General features: G+C 74.3%; 21 protein-coding genes. 7 read left to right on the top strand and 14 right to left on the bottom strand.

Annotated elements, in window-relative coordinates; all coding sequences use genetic code 11:
• The coding region (locus J3473_RS18235) for a hypothetical protein (RefSeq protein ID WP_207025230.1) at nt 1-549 on the bottom strand (549 nt) is incomplete at its 3' end.
• A gap of 320 nt (nt 550-869) precedes the next feature.
• Here J3473_RS18235 and J3473_RS18230 point away from each other — a divergent pair.
• From J3473_RS18230 to J3473_RS18215, 4 genes are read left to right on the top strand one after another with little or no spacing between them, the layout of a single operon-like run.
• Nucleotides 870-1,493 carry a hypothetical protein gene (locus tag J3473_RS18230; protein WP_207025229.1) on the top strand — a complete coding sequence of 208 codons (624 nt, stop codon included), beginning with the start codon at nt 870-872 and terminating at the stop codon, nt 1,491-1,493.
• A 10-nt stretch (nt 1,494-1,503) separates the two neighbouring features.
• Nucleotides 1,504-2,802 (top strand): CBS domain-containing protein, encoded by a 1,299-nt coding sequence (locus J3473_RS18225; RefSeq protein WP_030529560.1) that lies wholly within the window; start codon nt 1,504-1,506, stop codon nt 2,800-2,802.
• Nucleotides 2,795-3,355 carry a DUF1003 domain-containing protein gene (locus J3473_RS18220; protein ID WP_207025228.1) on the top strand — a complete coding sequence of 187 codons (561 nt, stop codon included), beginning with the start codon at nt 2,795-2,797 and terminating at the stop codon, nt 3,353-3,355. The genes J3473_RS18225 and J3473_RS18220 overlap by 8 nt, the downstream gene beginning before the upstream one ends.
• A 10-nt stretch (nt 3,356-3,365) precedes the next feature.
• Nucleotides 3,366-4,499 carry an Mrp/NBP35 family ATP-binding protein gene (locus J3473_RS18215; protein ID WP_030529558.1) on the top strand — a complete coding sequence of 378 codons (1,134 nt, stop codon included), beginning with the start codon at nt 3,366-3,368 and terminating at the stop codon, nt 4,497-4,499.
• Between the two features lie 27 nt (nt 4,500-4,526).
• Here J3473_RS18215 and J3473_RS18210 read toward each other — a convergent pair whose 3' ends face one another.
• From J3473_RS18210 to sigE, 4 genes are read right to left on the bottom strand one after another with little or no spacing between them, the layout of a single operon-like run.
• A complete protein-coding gene (locus J3473_RS18210; protein WP_207025227.1) occupies nt 4,527-5,078 on the bottom strand; it encodes a twin-arginine translocase TatA/TatE family subunit in 552 nt (183 codons plus the stop codon).
• 27 nt (nt 5,079-5,105) lie between these two features.
• Nucleotides 5,106-6,455 carry a S1C family serine protease gene (locus tag J3473_RS18205; protein WP_207025226.1) on the bottom strand — a complete coding sequence of 450 codons (1,350 nt, stop codon included), beginning with the start codon at nt 6,453-6,455 and terminating at the stop codon, nt 5,106-5,108.
• Nucleotides 6,452-7,006, bottom strand: a complete 555-nt coding sequence (locus J3473_RS18200; RefSeq protein ID WP_207025225.1) for an anti-sigma factor — start codon at nt 7,004-7,006, stop codon at nt 6,452-6,454. Before J3473_RS18200 ends, J3473_RS18205 begins: the two co-directional genes overlap by 4 nt.
• Complete coding sequence (gene sigE / locus J3473_RS18195; RefSeq protein ID WP_051750730.1) at nt 7,003-7,626, bottom strand: RNA polymerase sigma factor SigE; 624 nt, start codon at nt 7,624-7,626, stop codon at nt 7,003-7,005. The genes J3473_RS18200 and sigE overlap by 4 nt, the downstream gene beginning before the upstream one ends.
• Nucleotides 7,627-7,761: 135 nt before the next feature.
• Between sigE and J3473_RS18190 the strand changes: the two genes are divergently transcribed.
• Entirely contained in the window at nt 7,762-8,397 is a 636-nt protein-coding gene (locus tag J3473_RS18190) for an O-methyltransferase (protein WP_207025224.1), read from the top strand.
• 9 nt (nt 8,398-8,406) lie between these two features.
• Here J3473_RS18190 and J3473_RS18185 read toward each other — a convergent pair whose 3' ends face one another.
• From J3473_RS18185 to dapE, 8 genes are all read right to left on the bottom strand, one after another.
• Entirely contained in the window at nt 8,407-8,763 is a 357-nt protein-coding gene (locus J3473_RS18185; RefSeq protein WP_030529552.1) for a hypothetical protein, read from the bottom strand.
• A 189-nt stretch (nt 8,764-8,952) separates the two neighbouring features.
• Complete coding sequence (locus tag J3473_RS18180) at nt 8,953-9,123, bottom strand: DUF3117 domain-containing protein (protein ID WP_084696920.1); 171 nt, start codon at nt 9,121-9,123, stop codon at nt 8,953-8,955.
• 125 nt (nt 9,124-9,248) lie between these two features.
• Nucleotides 9,249-10,571 carry a hypothetical protein gene (locus J3473_RS18175; protein WP_242525955.1) on the bottom strand — a complete coding sequence of 441 codons (1,323 nt, stop codon included), beginning with the start codon at nt 10,569-10,571 and terminating at the stop codon, nt 9,249-9,251.
• The gene (locus tag J3473_RS18170) at nt 10,558-12,615 is read right to left on the bottom strand and encodes a DivIVA domain-containing protein (protein ID WP_207025223.1); all 2,058 of its coding nucleotides are present in this window, start codon (nt 12,613-12,615) and stop codon (nt 10,558-10,560) included. The genes J3473_RS18175 and J3473_RS18170 overlap by 14 nt, the downstream gene beginning before the upstream one ends.
• Nucleotides 12,612-13,049: an SRPBCC family protein gene (locus J3473_RS18165; RefSeq protein WP_030529549.1), complete on the bottom strand. Its 438-nt coding sequence runs from the start codon at nt 13,047-13,049 to the stop codon at nt 12,612-12,614. The genes J3473_RS18170 and J3473_RS18165 overlap by 4 nt, the downstream gene beginning before the upstream one ends.
• Nucleotides 13,049-13,378 (bottom strand): DivIVA domain-containing protein, encoded by a 330-nt coding sequence (locus J3473_RS18160; RefSeq protein ID WP_242525954.1) that lies wholly within the window; start codon nt 13,376-13,378, stop codon nt 13,049-13,051. The genes J3473_RS18165 and J3473_RS18160 overlap by 1 nt, the downstream gene beginning before the upstream one ends.
• A 48-nt stretch (nt 13,379-13,426) precedes the next feature.
• On the bottom strand, nt 13,427-14,155 hold the full coding sequence (locus J3473_RS18155; protein ID WP_051750728.1) for a TIGR00730 family Rossman fold protein: 729 nt from the start codon (nt 14,153-14,155) through the stop codon (nt 13,427-13,429).
• 72 nt (nt 14,156-14,227) lie between these two features.
• Nucleotides 14,228-15,334 carry a succinyl-diaminopimelate desuccinylase gene (gene dapE / locus J3473_RS18150; protein ID WP_207025222.1) on the bottom strand — a complete coding sequence of 369 codons (1,107 nt, stop codon included), beginning with the start codon at nt 15,332-15,334 and terminating at the stop codon, nt 14,228-14,230.
• Nucleotides 15,335-15,403: 69 nt separating this feature from the next.
• Here dapE and dapD point away from each other — a divergent pair, with 69 nt between their 5' ends.
• On the top strand, nt 15,404-16,327 hold the full coding sequence (gene dapD / locus J3473_RS18145) for a 2,3,4,5-tetrahydropyridine-2,6-dicarboxylate N-succinyltransferase (protein ID WP_207025221.1): 924 nt from the start codon (nt 15,404-15,406) through the stop codon (nt 16,325-16,327).
• 49 nt (nt 16,328-16,376) lie between these two features.
• A complete protein-coding gene (locus tag J3473_RS18140) occupies nt 16,377-17,264 on the top strand; it encodes a hypothetical protein (protein WP_207025220.1) in 888 nt (295 codons plus the stop codon).
• Nucleotides 17,265-17,332: 68 nt separating this feature from the next.
• On the opposite strand, the gene J3473_RS18135 is transcribed toward J3473_RS18140, so the two are convergent.
• Nucleotides 17,333-18,619 carry a citrate synthase gene (locus J3473_RS18135; protein WP_207025219.1) on the bottom strand — a complete coding sequence of 429 codons (1,287 nt, stop codon included), beginning with the start codon at nt 18,617-18,619 and terminating at the stop codon, nt 17,333-17,335.
• Nucleotides 18,620-18,657: the final 38 nt, after the last annotated feature.

Here is an 18,657-nt window from a genome sequence, read left to right as displayed (position 1 = left end):
GGCGACCTGGTCGGCCGCCACCCGCGTCGCGACCCGCCGCGCCTCACCCGTCACGCGGGCCGGGTCCATCCCCGCCAACCGGGGCGCGAGATCGGCATCGACCCGCAGGCACGCCGCCACGTCCAGCCCGGCGCACGCGTCGACCACCTTCTGCACGCTCACGCAAGCGACCGCACCCTCGAGGAGCAGCTCACGCACCCGCGGGAACCACTCACCCAGCGCGGCACCCAGCGCCGCCTTCCGACCCGCCACCCCCTCGGTCAGCCCCGTCGCGAGCGACATCCGTGTCGGCGCCATCGCGTCGACGAACCCCACCGGGTGCACCCGCTCCCACGAGCCCGAGCGCACCGTCGTCTCCACCCGCGCACCCCACGCGCCAGCCACCGCCGTGGCCCCCTCGGCCGCGTTCACGACACCCTGCAGCTCCCCGGCGAGCCCGAACGCCTCCTCCGAGGACAGCCCGTGACCCTGCTCGACCAGCTCGGCCCCCAGCCGCGCGCACTCCTCGCGTAGCCCCGCGATGCGGCGGGAGAGGGTCTCGGTGTCCATGCTCAGTTTATCGAACTGGTGTTCTAGTTGCAAGCCTTACTGTGTCCCGGTTCGCCCTCAGCAGAACAGAATTCGTCGTCCCGAGAGAAGCAGAACCCCCCTCCGGCTCCCCTCCTGCCCGACCCCCTCGCAGCCCCGCCGTCGTGGTCTCGCCGTGCCGCCCGGGTCTCGCCGTGCCGGGGTGCCATGAGGCACCGGCCGGGCGAGGTCGCACCGGCAGGGTGAGAGGGCACCGGCGGGACGCACCGCGACCGCTCGTCCCGGGTGCGTCAGGATGCACAGCAGCCGGGACGAGCGGGTGCTGTGGGAGAGTGCTGGACATGTCCGACGAGGCGACCACCGACGCCGCCAGCGCCCCCGCCGCGCCCGCTCCCCCGCGGGTCGACGTGACGAAGCTGCTCAACGAGGCCGCGTCCAAGTCGGGGCTGCTGTGGGTCCGCCTCCCGGACGGTTCGACGTACCCCGCCTGGCACGTGTGGCACGACGACGGCGACGAGCGGGGCACCGGCCCGGCCGCCTACGTGGTCTCCGGTCCTGGTGAGCAGCACCTGCCGTGGCTGCCTGACGAGGTGGAGCTGATCCTGCGCAGCAAGGACACCGGCGGCCGCCTCCTCACCATCCATGCCACCACCCGCGTCCTCGAGCCGGGCACCGACGCGTGGGAGCAGGCCGCGGCGGTGCTGCGGCCCGAGCGGCTCAACGCCCCGGGCAGCGCCGAGGAGGTCCTCGAGCGCTGGCGGGCGCACAACACCCTCCACGTCCTCACCCCGCACGGGCGACCCGGCGAGCAGCCCGGCCACCACGGCACGAGCAGCGGCGCGGCCCCCGTCCGACCCGCGGCGCCCGCGACCGCGCGGTGGCGCCCCTGGCACTGGCGCGGCCGGGCCGGCGCCCGGCGCAACACCCCGGACGAGCCGTCCACGCCCCCCTCCGACGGCGGATAGCCTGTCGGACGTGAGCACGCCGACCCGGGCCTTCGTCGGCCGCCTGTCCGAGCTGGACGTCTTCGACCCGCTCGGCGACAAGGTGGGCCGCGTCCGCGACGTCGTCGTCACGTTCAGCGCCACGAAGTCCCGTCCGCGGGCCATCGGCCTCGTCGTCGAGGTGCCGGGCCGTCGCCGCGTGTTCGTCCCGATGACCCGGGTCACGTCCGTCGAGGGCGGCCAGGTCATCACGACCGGCCTGGTCAACATGCGCCGCTTCGAGCAGCGCCCGAACGAGACCCTCGTCGTCGCCGAGCTCCTCGAGCGCACCGTCCAGGTCCGCACCGAGGACGGCGACATCGCGACCGCCACGGTCCAGGACGTCGGCATCGAGCAGCTGGGCCAGCGCGGCTGGAACGTCACCCGCGTCGCCGTGCGCCTCGACGCCTCGCGCCCCTCCCGCCTCGGCCGGCTCGGGCGCCGCCGCGGCGAGACCTTCGTCGCGACGATCGAGGACGTCGTCGGCCTGCGCACCGCGAGCGAGGGGCAGGGCGCGGCCAAGCTGCTCGAGACCTACGAGGACCTCAAGCCCGCCGACCTCGCCGAGGTCATCCACGACCTCAGCCCGCGCCGCCGCGCCGAGGTCGCCGCCGCCCTCACCGACGAGCGCCTCGCCGACGTCATCGAGGAGCTGCCCGAGGACGACCAGGTCGAGATCCTCGTCGGCCTCGAGGTCGCCCGCGCCGCCGACGTCCTCGAGGCGATGGAGCCCGACGACGCCGCCGACCTCCTCTCCGAGCTGCCGCCGGAGCGCCAGGAGGAGCTGCTCGAGAAGATGGACGCCGACGAGGCCGCGGACCTGCGCCGCCTCCTCACCTACGACGAGAACACCGCCGGTGGCCTCATGACGACCGAGCCGGTCATCCTCGGCCCGGAGGCGTCGATCGCCGAGGCCCTCGCCGTCGTCCGCCGCCAGGAGCTCTCGACCGCGCTGGCCTGCACCGTCTTCGTCTGCCGCCCGCCGCTGGAGACCCCCACCGGCAAGTTCCTCGGCGTCGTCCACATCCAGCGGCTCCTGCGCGAGGCGCCGCACCAGCCGATCGGCGGCATCCTCGACAAGGACGTCGAGCCGCTGCCGCCCACCGCGAGCCTGGGCCAGGTGACCCGGACGCTCGCCACGTACGACCTCGTCGGCATGCCGGTCGTCGACGAGGAGGGGCACCTGCTCGGCGCGGTCACCGTCGACGACGTGCTCGACCACATCCTTCCCGACGACTGGCGCGAGGAGCGCCACGACGTCGTCCCCCACGAGGAGGTGACCCGTGGCTGAGCGCGAGCGCCGCTCCCGCATCGACACCCCCCGCGAGGCCGGCCGGCGGCGCTTCACGCTGCCCGCCGCGTTCTCCGGGGAGGCCTTCGGCGTCCTGTCCGAGAAGTTCGCCCGGTTCATGGGCACCGCGTACTTCCTCATCGGGATGACGGTCTTCGTCGTCGTCTGGCTCGCCTGGAACACCTTCCTGCCGGCCGTGCTCCAGTTCGACCCCCGCTCGCTCAACTACACGCTGCTCACGCTCATCCTGTCGCTGCAGGCCTCCTACGCCGCCCCGCTCATCCTCCTCGCGCAGAACCGCCAGGCCGACCGCGACCGCGTCGCCCTGGAGCAGGACCGCTCGCGCGACGAGCGCAACCTCGCCGACACCGAGTTCCTCACCCGCGAGGTCGCCGCACTGCGCATCGCCATGCGCGACACCGCGACCCGCGACTTCGTCCGCAGCGAGCTGCGCGACCTGCTCGACGAGATGGAGGAGCGCGGCCTCGTCGTCGTGCAACAGCCCCCCGCTCCGACCGGGGCCGACGACGGCCGGACCGCGCCGCGGACCTAGACTCGGGGGTATGCCGCAGGTCAGCACCGACGTCCTCCACGCCGCCCTCGAGAAGGTCATCGACCCCGAGATCCGGCGCCCGATCACCGAGCTCGGGATGGTCGGCGACCTCGCGTGCGACGACGACGGCCGCGTGGCCGTCACCGTCCTGCTCACCGTGGCCGCCTGCCCGCTCAAGGACACGCTGACCCGGGACACGACGAACGCCCTGGCGGCGGTCGACGGCGTCACCGACGTCAGCGTCACCCTCGGCGTCATGAGCGACGAGCAGCGCGCCGAGCTCAAGACGAAGCTGCGCGGCGGCACCGCCGAGCGCGAGGTCCCCTTCGCCAAGGCCGGCTCGCTGACCCGCGTCTACGCCGTCGCCTCCGGCAAGGGCGGCGTCGGCAAGAGCTCGGTCACCGCCAACCTCGCGGCCGCCCTCGCCGCGCAGGGCCTGCGCGTCGGGGTCGTCGACGCCGACATCTACGGCTTCTCGATCCCCCGGATGCTCGGCGTCGAGCACAAGCCGACCCAGGTCGACGACATGATCATGCCGCCGGTCAGCCACGACGTGAAGGTCATCTCGATCGGGATGTTCGTGCCGGGCAACCAGCCGGTCGTCTGGCGCGGGCCGATGCTCCACCGGGCGCTGCAGCAGTTCCTCGCCGACGTCTTCTGGGGTGACCTCGACGTCCTCCTCCTCGACCTCCCGCCGGGCACCGGCGACATCGCGATCTCCGTCGCGCAGCTCATCCCGGGCGCCGAGATCCTCGTCGTCACGACGCCGCAGCAGGCGGCCGCCGAGGTCGCCGAGCGCGCCGGCTCCATCGCCCTCCAGACCCACCAGCGGGTCGCCGGCGTCATCGAGAACATGAGCTGGCTCGAGCTGCCCGACGGCTCCCGCGAGGAGATCTTCGGCTCCGGCGGCGGCCGAGAGGTCGCCGAGTCCCTCTCGCGCTCGATCGGCGCCGAGGTCCCGCTGCTCGGCCAGATCCCGCTCGACACGCGCCTGCGCATCGGCGCCGACCAGGGCAGCCCGGTCGTCCTCGGCGAGCCGGACTCCCCCGCCGCGGTCGCGCTGCGGGGCATCGCCTCCGGCCTCGCCACGCGCTCGCGCGGCCTCGCCGGTCGCTCGCTCGGCCTCTCGCCCGTCGGTCGCTGACCCCGCCGGCGCGAGCGACCGAGCCGGTCAGGTCGCGTCGGTGTCGAACGGCGTGGGCAGCGCGGGGTCGAACGCCGTCGGCGTCATCCACGGCTGCACGGTGACGTACTCGTCGTCGTAGCCGTCCTCGACGTACCCGTCACCGAGGTCGGCGTCGGTGTCGGTGGGGGTCGACGCGGCGGCCGACCCGTTCGCCGCCGCAGCGGTCGCCCCGGCCGCGGCCCCTGCCGCCCCGGCGGCGGCCGCGTCGCCCGCGGGACGTCGCACGCGGGCGGCGTCGCGCACGCTCGAGATCTCGCCGCGCACCGGGGCGACGGCCTCGTCGAGCGGGTCGAGCAGCGCCTCGCGGACGATGCGTCGGGGGTCGTACTGGCGCGGGTCGTACTGACGCCAGTCGATGTCGTCGTACTCCGGGCCGAGCTGGTCGCGCAGCGAGTCCTTGGCGCCCTCGGCCATCACCCGCAGCCGGCGGATGCCGTGCGCGAGCTTGGCCGCGTACTCCGGCAGCTTGTCCGGGCCGAGCACGAACACCGCGATGAGTGCGAGCAGGATGATCTCCCACCCGTTGACGCCGAACACCGCGTCACGCCCCTTCGCTGCGGGGGGTCACTCCGACCCCTGGAGCACCATGGTGACATCCCGTTCCCGACCGTCGCGCACGATGGTCAGCTTGACGGACTCCCCGACCTTCCGCGCGCGGATCTTGACGACGAGCTCGCCGTCGTCCGTCACCGGCCGGCCCTCGAAGGCGGTGATGACGTCGCCGGCCTCGATGCCCGCCTCGTCCGCCGGTCCGCCCGGGTTGACCGCCGGGTCGCCGTCGGGCCCGTCGTCGGCGACGCGCACGCCCTCGCCGTCGTAGGAGCTGTCGAGGTACACGCCGATGATGGGGTGCTCGGCCTTGCCGGTCCTGATGAGCTGGTCGACGGTCGTCGCGACCTGGTCGCTCGGGATGGCGAAGCCGACGCCGATGTTGCCGCTCTGGCCGCCGAGCGAGGTGCCGGGCACCCGGGCGATGGCGGAGTTGACGCCGATGACCCGGCCCTGCATGTCGAGCAGCGGGCCGCCGGAGTTGCCGGGGTTGATCGCGGCGTCGGTCTGGATCGCGTTGATGAACGACTGGTCGTCCTGCTGCCCCGGCGTGACGGGGCGGTCGAGCGCACTGACGATGCCGCTCGTCACGGTCGAGTCGAGGCCGAGCGGCGCGCCGACGGCGATGACCTCGTCACCGACGACGACGTCGGCGGAGCTGCCCACCGGCAGCGGCGTGAGGTCGGCGCCCTCGACCCGCACGACGGCGAGGTCGTAGGACCCGTCACGCCCGACGACCTTGCCGGACACCTGCTTCCCGTTCGAGAGGACGACGGTGATGGTGGAGTCGCCGGCGCCGGCGACGACGTGGTTGTTCGTCACCACGTGCCCCTGGTCGTCGTAGACCCAGCCGGAGCCGGTGGCGCCACCGTCCGCCCCCTCGACGCGCAGCGTCACGACGCTGGGCAGCGCCGTGGCGGCGATGTTGGCCACCGAGCCGCGCGGCCGGGTCGTCGCACCGGCCCCGGGCTGCGGGGCGGCGACGGACGTGCCCGACGAGCCCGAGCCGCGGTCGGCCAGCGCACCACCGACGATGCCACCGGTCGTGCCGGCCACGAGGGCGGTCGCCAGGGCCACGCCGACGAGCGCACCCCACCCCGGGCCGCGCCGGCCGGGACGGGGCTCGGGCTGCGAGACGGGGTGGGCCGCCGAGGCGGAGGGCGGCACGGGCGGGGCGCCCCACGAGCCGCTGATCGGCTGGTACGGCGGCGGGGGCGGGCCGGCCGGGAGCTCGGTGGTCGGCTCCGCGCCGGCGGCGCTCGCCCACTGCGGCTCCGCGGCGGGCACCGGCTCGGTCGCCGGGCCGCTCGGGGGCTCGCGGTCCCACGGCTGCCAGTCGTCGGACCCGCGGTCCCGTTCACTCATGGCGTCGATTGTGCCTGCTGGCGCGACGGCGCGGGCGGGGAGGTGCGCGTCGTGAGGCTGACCTGCGCGAACGCCGTCGTCCCGTGCGGGACGACGACCCGCGTCGTCGCGGAGGCGGGCCCGGCCGGGGAGCCCGCGGGCCGCACGACGGCGGGGCTGCCGATGACCGTCAGGCTCCAGGCGGCCGCGGCGGAGACGCCCGCAGCGGCGGCTGCCACGACGGTGGCGCGCAGCGCGCTGCGGTGGCAGGGCGGGGCGGACGGGGCGAGCAGCCGGAGGGGGTCCGGTCCGGCGGTCGCCGCCGGCGCGGAGGTGGCCGGCGGCTCGAGGTCGCGCGCGAGGGCGAGCAGGGTGACCCGCAGGTCACCGGGCATCGACGGTGCCCCGGCGAGGGCCGCCCGCAGGCGGCGCTCCTGACCGACCGCGTGACGGCACATCTCGCAGGCGACGAGGTGCCGGTCCCAGGCCTGCTCGCGGGACGCGCCGAGACGGCCGGCGGCGTACTCCGAGAGCTCGTCGCCGAGGCACTGCACGCCCGCGCGGGCCGTCATACGACTCCGGCGGCGGGTCGCCGGACGACCGGGCCGCGGCGGGTGGGAGCGGTGACCTCGGGGCGCGGGCGGGGGGCCCGGTGGGCGAGCGCCTCGCGCAGCTGGGCCCGGCCGCGGTGGATGCGCGAGCGCACCGTCCCGAGCTTGATGCCGAGCGTCGCGGCGACCTCCTCGTAGGAGAGGCCCTCGATGTCGCAGAGGACGACCGCGGCGCGGAAGTCCGGCGAGAGCGCGTCGAGCGCGCGCTGGACGTCGTCGTCGAGGTGGGTGTCGGCGAAGGTCTGCTCGGGGCCGAGGTCGCGGCTCGGCAGGCGCGCCGCCGACTCGTCCGAGAGGGCGTCGAAGCGGATGCGCTGCTTGCGGCGCATCTTGTCGAGGAAGACGTTGGTCGTGATCCGGTGCAGCCAGCCCTCGAAGGTGCCGGGCTGGTAGGTGTGCAGCGAGCGGAAGACGCGGACGAAGACGTCCTGCGTGAGGTCCTCGGCGTCGTGGACGTTGCCGGTCAGGCGGTAGGCGAGGCGGTAGACGCGCGCCGAGTGCTGCTCGACGACCTCCTCCCACGACGGGGGCACCCACGCGGTCCCCGTGCCCACCGGGGCCGGGTCTGCGGTCGTCGCCATCGGTTCCTCGCTCACCACGCTGCTCATGCCACCCATCGATACGTGCCGGAACCGTGAATTGTTCCCGGGAAGGCTGAACGCCGGCTGGGAACCGGTGGCGCGCCACCCCCTGCCGGGCGCACTAGGGTTGCCGCCATGAGCGGACTGAAGCCGGCCAGCTGGTCCTACGCGGAGGAGTTCGTCCCCGAGCCCGAGGTCGTCGAGGCGGCCCGCCGCCGGGGCGCCGAGCTCGGCGCCGCCTCCCCCGTCGGCACCGGGGCGGGCGCCGTGCTGCGCCTGCTCGCGGCGAGCGTGCGGGCCAAGCACGTCCTCGAGGTCGGGACGGGCGCCGGCACCTCCGGGCTCTGGCTGCTCTCGGGGATGCCCGACGACGGCATCCTCACGACGATCGACGTCTCGGCCGAGCACCAGCGGCTCGCGCGCCAGGCGTACGCCGAGGCGGGCTACCCGCACCAGCGCACGCGCGTCATCACCGGCGCCGCCGCCGAGGTCCTGCCGCGGATGGCCGACGGCGGCTACGACATGGTCCACGTCGACGCCGACAAGGACACCTACCCGACCTACGTCGAGCACGCGGTCCGGCTGCTGCGCAGCGGCGGGGTGCTCGTCGTCGACAACATGCTCTGGCACGACAAGGTCGCCGACCCCGCCTCGCGGGACGCCACGACGACGACGCTGCGCGACCTGGGCAAGACCCTGCGCGACCACGACGACCTCGTCACCGCGCTCCTGCCGGTCAGCGACGGCGTCCTCGTCGCCGTCCGCCGCTGAGGACCGGCGTCAGCTGACCGAGGGCCCCGCGCCCCGGCGGAAGCCGGCCGGGCCCTCGGCGATCGCGACGACCTCCCACTCCTCGATCGTGCTCGGCGCCGACCCGATGATCGCGCTGCCCGGCGCGGTGGCCGCCCCCGGCTCGAACCCCTCGCGGAAGTGCTGCCGCTCCTGCTCGCTGTCGAAGACGTAGGTGCCCTCGAACCACTCGCCCTCGCGCATCCGCCACACCTTGAAGGCCAGGCCGTCGAGGAACATGAAGCGCGCGATCGAGGTGCCGACGACGTACTCGCGCAGCTCGTCGGCCACCCCCGCAGGGGCGTCCTCGAGCGACCAGCGCACCGTCAGTCCGTAGCCGGCGTTCATCCGTGGGTCCTCCTCGGCCGCCGGGTCCCGGCGGGTCGTCGTGTCGTGGCCCTCGACCGTAGGCGGGGGCGGCGCGGCGGCGCCACACCGTCTCACCGCGTACCCCCCACGCTCGCCGCGACACCTCCCCCGGACACGACGGAGCCCCCACCGGATGATCGGTGAGGGCTCCCGTCGGCGGCCTGCCGGTCAGAGACCGTCGCAGTTGTCGATGGCCTCGCCCAGCGCGCGCACCTCGTCGGGGGTCATCTCGACGACGAGCCGCCCACCGCCCTCGAGGGGCATGCGCAGCACGATGCCGCGACCTTCCTTGGTGACCTCGAGCGGGCCGTCGCCCGTCCTCGGCTTCATTGCCGCCATGGCGTGATTCCCTTCTTCGTCGCGGCAGCGTGGGTCGCGCCGCGTCCTGCTCGACGCCGGACCGCCGAGACTCGGAGACCATTATCGCAGCAGGCTTGCGGCGTGGCGAAATCCGAACCCGCACGTCACGGGGGGAAGGAGCCCCACGGGGTGTACGTGAGGAGGCTGCAGGTCCACCAGAGGATGCCGCCGACGAGGACCACGACGACGACGGCCACCCGCCGTTTCCAGTGCGGCACGACCTGCCCGCCGTCGGCCGTGCGCATCGCGACCGACGCCACGAGCGCGGCCAGCGGCATGTCGAGGAGGAGGAAGCGCCACATCGAGGTGATCGGCCGGACGACGGCGAAGAGGAAGAACGGGTAGGCGAGGGCCCACACGCGCATCTCGACGCTCATCCAGCGCCCGTGCCGGCCGAGGACGAGCGCGACGTAGGTGGCGGCGAGCGCGACGAGGACGAGCACGCCGGCCAGGCCCTTGCCGTCCCAGGCCCACTGGAACCACAGGACGAACGGGCCGTCGGCGGGCTTCTGGCCCCACGCGGCCTGCACGTCGAAGAACGCGGTCGGGACGCCGGTGGCGAACCCGGCGACGGCCGGCCACGCGATCGCGCTGACGCCGACCGAGGCGAGCATGACGACGATGCGCGGCCACTGCCCGGCGAGCGGGCGCAGCCCGGCGGCCCGCTCCTCGCGCCAGCGGACCCCGAGGTGGATGAGCACCGCGAGCCCGAGGGCCGGGGCGACGCCGCGCGTGAAGCCGAGGGGCAGGGCGACCGCCGCCACGAGGAGGTAGTGGCGCCGCACGAGGACGAGCAGCGCGGCGGCGACGAGGGCCACGGCGAGCGCCTCGGTGTACGGCTTGAGCATGACCGACGTCGTCGGGTAGAAGCACCAGAGGCACGCGGCGACGAGGGCGAGGCGCTCGCGCTGCGGCTGGCGCGCCGCGTGGTAGGTGCTGCGGAAGAGCGCGTGGATGAGCACGGCCCCGACGGCGCCGAGGACGAGGTTGAGGACGACCCCCGCGACCTCGAAGGACATCCCGGTGAGCATCAGCCCCTTCACGAGGTAGGGGTAGAGCGGGTAGAAGGCCCACGCGCTGTAGGTGATCCGCCCGTTGTCGGCGTCGCGCGGCAGCGGGACGGGGTAGCCGTCCTCGACGATGCGGTGGTACCAGACGCCGTCCCAGAGCCCGACGAGGTCGCCGACGGTGGGGTCCTGGTGGCCGACGCCCGCGGGGTTCTGGAACCAGGTCGCGGCGACCCAGAGCGCCGCGAGGGCGACGACCCGCGAGACGGCGTACACGGCGAGGATGGTGAGGACCGGCCGCTGGAGGGCGCGCCCGGCGAGCTCGTGCCGCCCGGCGGAGGTCGCGAGGCGGCGCAGCAGCGGGCCGCGACCGGTGCCGGTCACGGCCTCGGTGGCGGGGGCCAGCTCAGCCTGCGCCATCGGTCAGCCTCCTCACGTCCCAGAGATACACCCCGTCGAGGTGCTGCGGGTCACCGAGGAGCGTCACGAGAGAGTCTCGCAGGGAGCCGGCCGCCGGGCGGTCGTCGGGCAGGACGACGGCGTCGACGCGCCCGTCGCGCAGGTTCTCGACGAAGCCGGCCCGCTCCTGCGCGCTCGCGGGGACGACGACGTCGGTCTGCGCGACCTGAGCCAGCCACACGGTGAGCCCGGTCGGGGTGGCGCCGTACTGGCCGCCCCGGTCGGGGCCCCCGTTCGGGCCGACGAAGTAGCCGGCGACGACGGGGAAGCCCCAGCGGGCGGCGGCCTGCCACTCCAGGGCGCGCGCGTCGGCGACGTTCGGCGGGGGCACGGCGAGGACCGAGCCACCGTCGTCGACGTGGTCGCGCCACGCGCCCTGCGTGAAGAACGCGGGGACGACGGGGCGCGGGTCGACGACGAGGGGGGTCGGGACGACGGGCAGCAGGGCGACGACTCCTGCGGCGAGGCCGATCGCGAGCCCGGGCCCGGGCTGCTCGGCGAGCCGGTCGACGGCCCGCCGCAGGTGCTCGACGCCGAGGGCGAGGAGCACCCCGAGCACCGGGAGGGCGACGAGGGTGAACCGGGTCGGCAGGACGTTCTGGACGACGGGTACGAGCTCGAGGAGCGCCCACGGCCCGGGGATGCCGAGCGCCGTGCCGTGGAGGGTGACCTCCTCGCCGAGCGAGAGCCAGCAGGTGACGACGACGACCGCCGCCAGCGCCCGGACGACGACGCTGCGCCACAGCGCGACCACGGTGAGCCCGACGGCCACCCAGAGGGCGACGCCGAAGAACGAGTTCTCCTCGGTGCGGTTCATCGAGAGGGCCGCGGACGCCCACGGGTCCGCCCCCACGGTGCGCGTGGCCCTCCCCCACAGCTGGGCGAGGTCGTTGCCGCCGGGCGGGTGCCAGATGGAGGCGTAGCTCTGCGGACCGAGGAACTGCCACCAGAGGGGGAAGCCCACGAGCACGAGGGCGACGAGGCCGGCCACCCCGCCACCGGTGAGGAGCGGGCGCCAGCGGACGCGCCCGTGGGCGGCCCACACGACGCCGCCGACGAGCAGCCCGACCGCCGTGAGCAGCAGCACCTCCTCGCCGATGAGCACCTGCCACGCGACGAGGAGCCCGAGGACGACCCCGTCGCGCACCGGACGGCGCCCCTCGGCGAGCCGCAGCACCCGGTCGACGATCACCGGCACGAGGGCCTGGACGACGAAGTTGGGGTGCCCGTTGGCGTGGCTGACCATCCCCGGACCGAAGCCCGCGAGCGCCCCCGCGAGGAAGGCGGCGAGCGGGTGCACCGCGAGCCGCCGGCGCACGAGCCAGTACCAGCCGCTCGCCGTCAGGGCCAGGCCGAGGAGCTCGACGAGGACGAAGGTGACCTCCGGCCCGGCGAGGAGGGTGAGCGGGGTCAGCGGCACCCCGAGCCCGAGGACCGCGGCGTTGGCCATGAGGTTGACGCCCGTCGGGAAGTTCTGGAGGTCGCTGAGCAGCGGGTTGGAGAGCGTGGCGAGGTTGTGCGCGGTCGCCCCGAAGTACCACTCGAAGGCCTGCTGGTCCTGCACGCCCTGCGACAGGTAGCCGGTGCGGACCTCGCCGAGCAGGTGCATCGTCACGTAGGCCGCGACGAGGAGGTAGGCCAGCGGGGCGAGGAGGTCGGTGCGGCGCAGCGGCGCGGGGCGTCCGGCAACCGGGTCACGCCCGGGTGCCGGACGTCCTCGAGGGGGCGGCTCGTCCTCCCCCGCCCCCGTCGGGGCGGCGGGCGCCGGCGGCGCCTCGCCGCGCAGCACCCGCAGCTCGGCCTCGCGCTCGGCGATGCGGGCCTCGAGCCGGTCGACGACCTCGTCGACCTGGTCGGTGCGGTAGCCCCGGAAGGTCGTGCGGTAGGTGCCGGCCCGTGGGTCGTCGACGAGCACCTCGTCGTCCGTCCGCTGGCGGCCCAGCCACCACGCCGCGCCGAGGACCGCGCCGACACCGAGGACCGCCGCGAGGACCGACCAGGTCACGAGCCGCCCCGACGGCGCTCGGCGCCGGCCACGAGGCCCTCGACGACCTTCCCGAACAGCAGCGGTCCGAGGCGGTCGCCGACCGGGCGCGTCAGGCGGCGCAGGCCGGGCAGCCAGATCTCCTCGGTCCACGTGACGCGGCTGCCGGCGGGGTCGTCGTCGACGGTGATGTCGGCCCAGCCGCGCAGGAACCAGCCGGTCTTGACCAGCCGCAGCCGGCGCCCGGGCTCGAGCGCGGTGACGAGCATCCGGTCCGAGCCGGCGACCGGCCCGAGGCGGGTCACCGCGTTGACCTCGGCCCCGAGGGCGAGGCCGCCGTCGGGCACCTCGACATCGGTGAGCGGGACGTGGGCGGTGTGGGCGCGCAGGTCGGTCACGGCGTCCCAGGCGGCCTCGCGGGGCAGGTCGCTCGCGCGGCGGATCGTGAAGGCCATCAGGTCTCCCGGGAGGTGGGGTCGGTCGGGTCGGCGGGGGCGGGCGCCGCGGCGTCGCCCCGCAGCTCGGCGACCTCGCGCTCGCGCGCCGCGAGGGTGTCGGCGAGGTCGAGCAGGTGGGCGTCGACCTCGTCCATCCGGTAGCCGCGGGCGGCGGTGTCGAAGCGGACGGAGCGCACGTCGGCGGCCGCCGGCTCGGGCGGCAGGCCGTGGTCGGGCGTGGTCGTCACGGCGTCGGCGAGGGGGTCGACGCGCAGGCGGCCGGTCGCCACGAGGGCCACGACGGCGACGAGCGCCAGCGCGACGAGGGCGAGCAGGACCGGGACCACGAGGGGGATCCTACGATCCGGACCTGCGGCCGGGCCGGGTCCTCGGTGTCACTCGGGCCGGGCCGTCGCGGCCCGCTGCTCGGCGACCGCCCGGTCGGCCTCGACGACGACGCGCACGGCCTCGTCGGGGTCGTCGGTGACGATGAGCAGCGCGAGGTCCTTCTCGCTGATCGTGCCGGCCGCCACGGCGGTCCCGCGCAGCCAGTCGAGCAGGCCGCCCCAGTAGTCGGTGCCGAGCAGGACGATCGGGAAGCTCGTGACCTTCTGCGTCTGCACGAGGGTCACCGCCTCGAAGAGCTCGTCGAGGGTGCCGAAGCCGCCGGGCAGGACGACGAAGCCGCACGCGTACTTGACGAACATCGTCTTGCGGGCGAAGAAGTAGCGGAAGTTGACGCCGAGGTCGACGTAGGGGTTGAGGCCGGCCTCGAAGGGGAGCTCGATGCCCAGCCCGACCGAGGTGCCGTCGGCCTCGAGCGCACCCTTGTTCGCCGCCTCCATCGCGCCGGGACCGCCCCCGGTGATGACGGCGTAGCCGGCCTCGACAAGAGCCCGGCCGACCCGCTCGCCGAGCGCGTACTCGGGGCTGTCGGGGCGGGTGCGGGCCGAGCCGAAGACGCTGACCGCCGGGCCGAGCTCGGCGAGCGCCCCGAAGCCGGTGACGAACTCCGACGTCACCCGCATGACGCGCCACGGGTCGGAGTGGACCCACTCCGCGGAGCCGCGGCTGTCGAGGAGGCGCTGGTCGGTGGTCGAGCGCGGCACCTTGGACCGGCGCATGACGACCGGGCCCTGGTGGTAGTCGCGCTCCTGCGGCTGCTCGGGGGTCTCCACGGCGTCAGCCTAGGTGGCTCACCCGTCCGACCCGCGCAGCCAGCGCAGGAGGGCGGCCTCGCAGGCGTCGTACTGCGCCACCGGGCACTGCTCGTCGTCCATGTGGGCGAGGTTGGGGTCGCCCGGGCCGAAGTTGACGGCCGGCACGCCCATCGCCGAGAAGCGGGCGACGTCGGTCCAGCCCTGCTTGGCGAGGACCGGCAGGTCGAGGGCCTCGACGAACGCCTTCGCCGCGGGCAGGTGCAGGCCGGGACGCGCGCCGCCGGCGTTGTCGCCGACGCTCACCTCGAAGCCGTCGAAGACCTCCCGGACGTGCGCCTCGGCCTCCTCCGGCGACAGCGAGGGCGCGTAGCGGTAGTTGACGGTGACGACGCAGCGGTCGGGGATGACGTTGCCGGCGATGCCGCCCTCGACCTTGACGGCGTTGAGCGCCTCGGCGAACTCGAGCCCGTCGACCTCGACCGTCCGCGGCCGGTAGGCGACGAGCCGGGCCAGCACCTCGGCGGCGTCGTGGATGGCGTTGTGGCCCTTCCACGGGCGCGCCGAGTGCGCCGCGATCCCCTTGGTCGACACCTCGGCCCGCAGCGTGCCCTTGCAGCCGCCCTCGACGCGGCCGTCGGTCGGCTCGAGGAGCACGGCGAAGTCGGCGTCCTCGACGAGGTGCGGCGCCTGCTGCTCGACGTGGAGCAGCCCGTTGAACTCGCTGTCGATCTCCTCTCCCTCGTAGAAGACGTACGTGATGTCGCGGTTCGGCTCGGCGACCTCGTGGAGGACGCGGAGCATCACCGCCACCCCTCCCTTCATGTCGACCGTGCCGCGGCCCCACAGGACCTCGCCGTCGGCGCCGGGGACGCGGCGGGTCGGCAGGTTGGCCGGGTCGCTCGTCAGGGGGACGGTGTCGAGGTGGCCGGCGAGGACGACGCGCTCGGCTCGACCGAGGTCGGTGCGTGCGACGACCGTGTTGCCGAGGCGGGTGACCTCGAGGCGGCCGACGGCGCGGACGGCGGCCTCGACGGCGTCCGCGAGGGCCGCCTCGTCGAGGCTGACCGACGGGACGTCGCACACCTGCGCGGTGAGGCTCGTGACGTCGAGGGAGAGGTCGAGGACGGGCGTGGGACCGGTCATGCCGACACCCTAGTGAGCGCTCGGCGGGGTCGTCCGGGGCGCCCGGGCCGCCCCCGTAGGCTGGAGACCATGACGCGCACCGCCTGGGGCCACGGCCTCCTGACCCGCACGGCCGAGGGCACCGTCCTCGACGCCTGGTTCCCCGCCCCCGCCCTCGGCGAGCCCGACGGCGCCGAGGCCCCCGAGGAGCTGCGGGCCCTCGCGGTCGCCGACGACGTGCGCGGCGTGGCCCGCGAGACGGTGACCGTCCGGGTCGACCTCGACGCCGCGCCGGCGTCGACGGAGGACGCCTACCTGCGCCTGCACCTGCTCTCCCACCGCCTCGCCGAGCCCAACTCTCTCAACCTGGACGGGCTCTTCGGGGTGCTCCCCAACGTCGTGTGGACCACCCAGGGGCCCTGCGCCGTCGAGGGCTTCGAGACCGTCCGCGCCCGGATGCAGGCCCGCGGCCCGGTCCAGGTCCTCGCCGTCGACAAGTTCCCGCGGATGGTCGACTACGTCCTGCCCACCGGCGTCCGCATCGGCGACGCCGACCGGGTCCGCCTCGGCGCCCACCTCGCGAGCGGCACCACCGTCATGCACGAGGGCTTCGTCAACTTCAACGCCGGCACGCTCGGGTCCTCGATGGTCGAGGGCCGGATCAGCCAGGGCGTCGTCGTCGGCGACGGCTCGGACATCGGCGGCGGCGCCTCGACGATGGGGACCCTCTCCGGCGGCGGCACGGAACGCGTGAGCATCGGCAGGCGTTGCCTGCTCGGAGCCGAGGCCGGGCTCGGGATCGCCCTCGGTGACGACTGCGTCGTGGAGGCCGGGCTCTACCTGACCGCCGGCACCAAGGTGACGCTGCCGGACGGCACGGTCACCAAGGCCCGCGAGCTGTCCGGGCAGTCCAACCTGCTCTTCCTGCGCAACTCGGTGACGGGCACCGTCGAGGCCCGCCCGCGCGACGGGCACGGCATCGTCCTCAACTCGGCCCTGCACGCCAACGACTGACCGACCACCCGCTCCACCGCCCGACCCGTACCCCGGAGGACCGTCCCCGATGCCGCGCACCCGCAAGGGCTCCGTGACCCTCGCCGAGCAGCGACGGCCCGCCCGCCGCGGCCGCCGGGTCGCGGCCGTGCTCGTGCTCGCCCTCGTCGTCGGGCTCGGTGTCGTCGGCTGGGGCGGCGTGCAGCGCCTCCTCCACGCGGTGTCCGGCGAGCAGTGCCGCGTCACCGCCGCCGGCACCACCCACGAGTGGGCCCCGGACCAGGCGAGCAACGCGGCCGCCATCACCGCGATCGCGGTCAAGCGGGGGCTGCCGCCGCGGGCCGCCTCCATCGCCCTCGCGACGGCGATGCAGGAGTCGAAGGTGCGCAACGTGCGCTACGGCGACCGGGACTCCCTCGGCCTGTTCCAGCAGCGGCCCTCGCAGGGCTGGGGCTCGGCGGAGCAGATCCTCGACCCCGAGTACTCGACGAACAAGTTCTACGACGCGCTCGAGAAGGTCAAGGGCTACACCTCGATGGAGATCGCCGTCGCGGCCCAGGAGGTGCAGCGCTCGGCCGCCGGGTCGGCCTACGCCCAGCACGAGGACAAGGCGCGCACGACGGCGTCGGTGCTCTCCGGCCAGACGCCACGCGGCATCGGCTGCGCGCTCAAGGCCCCCGAGTCGGCCGGCGACCCCGACGCGCTCGTCGCCCTCGTGAAGAAGGACTTCGGCCTGACCGCCACCCGGCGCGACGGGACGGTGCGGGTGAGCACCGGCTCCTCGCAGGAGGCCTGGGCGGTCGCCTCGTGGGCCGTCGCCCGCGCCACCGACACCGGCGCCACCCAGGTGAGCACCCACGGCCTGCACTGGGACCGCTCGATGGACGACTCGGCGTTCACGTGGACCGACGGGGGCGGCGTCGGCGACCGCGAGGTCGTCATCCGCCTCGCCGCCTGACGGCTCACCCCGGACGCGCGACGGCCCGGCACCCCGTGGGGCGCCGGGCCGTCGGCGGGCGCGGTCGGTCAGCGCTGGTCGAGCGGCACGTAGGAGCGCTCGCCCTCGCCGATGTAGACCTGCCGCGGGCGGCCGATCTTCAGCGCCGGGTCGGCGATCATCTCGCGCCACTGGGCGATCCAGCCCGGGAGGCGGCCGAGGGCGAACAGGACGGTGAACATCCGCGTCGGGAAGCCCATCGACTTGTAGATGAGGCCGGTGTAGAAGTCGACGTTCGGGTAGAGCTTGCGCTCGACGAAGTAGTCGTCGGCCAGCGCGATCTCCTCGAGGCGCATCGCGATGTCGAGGAGCCGGTCGTTGCCGCCGGTCTTCGCGAGGATGCTGTGGGCGGTGTCCTTGATGATGGCCGCGCGCGGGTCGTAGTTCTTGTAGACCCGGTGCCCGAAGCCCATGAGGCGGACGCCGTCCTCCTTGTTCTTCACCTTCTTCATGAACTCCTCGGCGGTGTACTCGGCGCCGTCGATGCGCTCGAGCATCTCGAGGACCGCCTGGTTCGCGCCGCCGTGCAGCGGGCCGAACAGGGCGTTGATGCCCGCCGAGACCGACGCGAAGAGGTTCGCGTGGGAGGAGCCGACGAGGCGCACGGTCGAGGTCGAGCAGTTCTGCTCGTGGTCGGCGTGCAGGACGAGGAGGAGCTCGACGGCCTTGACGATCTCGGGGTCGAGGTCGTACTGGGTCGCCGGGACGCCGAAGGTCATCCGGAGGAAGTTCTCGACGAGGCTGAGGTCGTTGTCCGGGTACAGGAACGGCTGGCCGATCGACTTCTTGTACGCGTAAGCCGCGATGGTCGGCAGCTTGGCGAGGAGGCGGATCGTCGAGATCTCGACCTGGTCCTCGTCGAACGGGTCGAGGCTGTCCTGGTAGAAGGTCGACAGCGCCGAGACGGCGGAGGACAGGACGGGCATCGGGTGCGCGTCGCGCGGGAAGCCGCGGAAGAACCCCTTGAGGTCCTCGTGGAGCATCGTGTGCTCGCGGATGCGGTCCTCGAAGTCGGTGAGCTCGGTCGGGGTCGGCAGGTTGCCGTAGATGAGCAGGTACGAGGTCTCGAGGAACGTCGAGCTCTTCGCGAGCTCCTCGATCGGGTATCCGCGGTAGCGGAGGATGCCGGCGTCGCCGTCGATGTAGGTGATGGCGCTGGAGCAGCTGGCGGTGTTCGTGAACCCTGCGTCGAGGGTGACGTTCCCCGTCTCCTTGAGCAGCTTCGAGATGTCGTAGCCGCTGTTGCCCTCCGTCGCGGGGACGAGGGGGAGGTCGAGCTGCGTGCCCGCGGCGTGGAGGGTTGCTCCGTCGGTCATGTCGCGATCCTTGGGGTCGATGGGCGTTGGGCGTCCTT

This window comes from Phycicoccus sp. DTK01, from assembly GCF_017312765.1.
GTDB classification, from domain to species: domain Bacteria; phylum Actinomycetota; class Actinomycetes; order Actinomycetales; family Dermatophilaceae; genus Phycicoccus; species Phycicoccus jejuensis.
Note: the sequence above shows the minus strand (reverse complement) of the source record. Positions and strands in the feature narration are given on the sequence as shown.

Coding starts and splice junctions, on each gene's coding strand:
- J3473_RS18155 (WP_051750728.1), bottom strand. CDS start 14,155: ATGCGCCGGTCCAAGGTGCCGCGCTCGACCACCGACCAGCGCCTCCTC.
- J3473_RS18140 (WP_207025220.1), top strand. CDS start 16,377: ATGCCGCGCACCCGCAAGGGCTCCGTGACCCTCGCCGAGCAGCGACGG.
- J3473_RS18200 (WP_207025225.1), bottom strand. CDS start 7,006: ATGACGGCCCGCGCGGGCGTGCAGTGCCTCGGCGACGAGCTCTCGGAG.
- J3473_RS18190 (WP_207025224.1), top strand. CDS start 7,762: ATGAGCGGACTGAAGCCGGCCAGCTGGTCCTACGCGGAGGAGTTCGTC.
- dapD (WP_207025221.1), top strand. CDS start 15,404: ATGACGCGCACCGCCTGGGGCCACGGCCTCCTGACCCGCACGGCCGAG.
- J3473_RS18180 (WP_084696920.1), bottom strand. CDS start 9,123: ATGGCGGCAATGAAGCCGAGGACGGGCGACGGCCCGCTCGAGGTCACC.
- J3473_RS18215 (WP_030529558.1), top strand. CDS start 3,366: ATGCCGCAGGTCAGCACCGACGTCCTCCACGCCGCCCTCGAGAAGGTC.
- J3473_RS18205 (WP_207025226.1), bottom strand. CDS start 6,455: ATGAGTGAACGGGACCGCGGGTCCGACGACTGGCAGCCGTGGGACCGC.
- J3473_RS18165 (WP_030529549.1), bottom strand. CDS start 13,049: ATGGCCTTCACGATCCGCCGCGCGAGCGACCTGCCCCGCGAGGCCGCC.
- sigE (WP_051750730.1), bottom strand. CDS start 7,626: ATGGCGACGACCGCAGACCCGGCCCCGGTGGGCACGGGGACCGCGTGG.
- J3473_RS18185 (WP_030529552.1), bottom strand. CDS start 8,763: ATGAACGCCGGCTACGGACTGACGGTGCGCTGGTCGCTCGAGGACGCC.
- J3473_RS18135 (WP_207025219.1), bottom strand. CDS start 18,619: ATGACCGACGGAGCAACCCTCCACGCCGCGGGCACGCAGCTCGACCTC.
- dapE (WP_207025222.1), bottom strand. CDS start 15,334: ATGACCGGTCCCACGCCCGTCCTCGACCTCTCCCTCGACGTCACGAGC.
- J3473_RS18230 (WP_207025229.1), top strand. CDS start 870: ATGTCCGACGAGGCGACCACCGACGCCGCCAGCGCCCCCGCCGCGCCC.
- J3473_RS18175 (WP_242525955.1), bottom strand. CDS start 10,571: ATGGCGCAGGCTGAGCTGGCCCCCGCCACCGAGGCCGTGACCGGCACC.